Here is a 2,196-nt window from a genome sequence, read left to right as displayed (position 1 = left end):
ACTCCTCAAAAGCGCTATTTTTACCAACAGGGGATGAGGGCTATAAGTCAGATTCAATCTAGCTCCTAGCCATCCTTTTCACCCCCCCAGATAGCAATCCTAAATCATTATCATGATTGTGATACAATTATATGCAATACTAGATCGTGACCATAAAAAAATGAATAACTTACAACTGCAACAAAAAGATAGGCAAAAAAATAGATTGTTTAGAATCTTTCATTAAAAGCGATATCGATGCAATAGAACTAAAACGAGCAATAGCTGTAAGGATGGCGCTCTCAGGTAATATATACCATGAAATCAGCAATATTTTAGGTGTAAGTAATTTTTTTATTGGTTATTGGAAAAAACAATTTAAAACCAAAGGCATCGCCGGAATCAAACTAGGACATAAAGGGTCAAAATGGTATTTAACAGCTCGACAAAATACTGAAGTAATCGAGTGGTTAAAGGATAAAGAATATTGTAAGTCTAATGAGATGTTACTTATTTAGATAGAGAATTTGGTGTAATATATAAATCAAAACAGAGTTACTATGAACTTTTCAACCGGGCAAAAATTAGTTGAAAAAAACGTAAGGATTCAGGTCTGAAAAATGGGAATGAGCTCAGGCCGAGGAAAGTCACAAGAATGGGCATTTATAGCCTCACGGAAAAAAGTCATTACTGAACGAGCTTGAAAACGACAGGTTTGAATCACACTCAATAGATTAGCCGTTTCCTCAAATCGTTTCATCGAACGAGAGCCGCCAGAAACTTTCCGCTTAGTTACAGAAGGCCGTAAAGAACGTTCGGCTTTATTATTATCAGGAGGAACCGAGGGGTCAGAGAGAAAATACCACCACTGTTGAGCCTTATCCCGTAAGGATTTGAGCAACAAACCTGCCGCATAACCCACAAGGTTCAACCAACTGGCCAAAGCCTGATTCAATCGTATTTTGAAATCCTGAACCCACGAGTCGTAGGTGAGTCGATCCTTAGTCTTTCGCCATGACTCATGGGCCCTAAAAGCTTCATTAATTAATGACAGAAATATTTGAGCGACTGCTGCATTATTGTTGCCAGGAAGTTCCAGCACTTTCTTGAAATGTCGCCGTAAATGGGCCAGACACTTCTGTTGAGCTGCGACTTTCACGCCATTATAAACACTGAAATCATCTGAGCTTAAGACTCCTGCAAATTCTTTGCTCAGCATGGTTTATAGTTCCACGCGCCCCCTGGTATCTGCGGCATGAAATAAACAGAATCCTTCTCCACTAGCCGTCCACAGCCATTCTTTAACTCCCATGACACACCAAGGGGTTTCATCTACATGAATGTTTGATTGCTCTTGGGCCCATTCCCACAGTGCTTTAATCGCTGGTTTGACTGCTGCTGCTACTCGTCGTTGATTGGTTTTTTGGAGTGTTCCCACTCCCACTTCTATCCGGCCAAGTTCCCATAACAATTCAGTCAGCTTTTCGTAGGAAAGATGTCCATAATTTCCCAGCCAGACTAAGAGTGCTTGAAGATTAACGCTCAAGTCTTGTCCTGGAATTATTCCGCTTGGTGGTTCTCCTCTGACTACTGCACCACATTCGAGGCATTTGCACGATTGTGTTTGATATTCAACAACTTCGATTGGTTTGGCGACTAGACTTGCTACTTGCTGTCTATGGATGTTAATTACTTCACTTAATTCTTGAGAGCCACAATTGAGACAGATGCTGGGTGAGCTAATTTCGGTTCTGTCTACTCGCCCAAACCCTTTGCGGGTTTTCCCCTGATGACCTGGTTGTCCACCTGGTTTCTTTTTCTGGTCTTCTTCTGTTTTGACTGTTGGTTTCTCTGGTTTTTGGATGAGATCCGTTGATGGGGGCTTTGATGAAGTTTTACTGGTTGTTCGACCTTTTCCCGTAGCAATAGCTAGTTTTTCTTGCAATTCTTCAATAATTTTTTGCATCCCCAGTACCATTTCTACCAGTTCAGCTTGGCTCAACTGCTCGATTTCGGTTTTTTTCTGCTCTCTGGTAGCTGGGGACTTTTTCATTCGTTTATTTTACCAGATGCCGTCACTTAAGTTTTTTTGACCTGAATCCTTACAAAAAAACTCAAAAAACCAATCCTAAATTTGATAACTGGAGTTTAGACTAAATAAGCCTTAAAGCGTTATGTGTCTCAACCCCAGAACGTTTATTTAGCAACGGCAACGGT

Annotated in this window: 1 protein-coding gene and 1 pseudogene; one reads left to right on the top strand and one right to left on the bottom strand. The window is 40.8% G+C overall.

The genetic code is table 11. From position 1 onward, the window contains the following. Window positions 1-164: 164 nt before the first annotated feature. Window positions 165-497: a helix-turn-helix domain-containing protein gene (locus QUA53_RS29440; protein ID WP_445305255.1), complete on the top strand. Its 333-nt coding sequence runs from the start codon at window positions 165-167 to the stop codon at window positions 495-497. Window positions 498-586: 89 nt separating this feature from the next. Here the strand turns inward: QUA53_RS29440 and tnpC are convergent. Then, window positions 587-2,032, bottom strand: a pseudogene (gene tnpC / locus QUA53_RS28910) (IS66 family transposase). Window positions 2,033-2,196 lie beyond the last annotated feature (164 nt).

This window comes from Microcoleus sp. Pol12B3 (genome assembly GCF_036701355.1).
Taxonomy (GTDB): Bacteria; Cyanobacteriota; Cyanobacteriia; order Cyanobacteriales; family Microcoleaceae; genus Microcoleus.
This window is presented reverse-complemented; position numbering and strand designations above follow the sequence as displayed.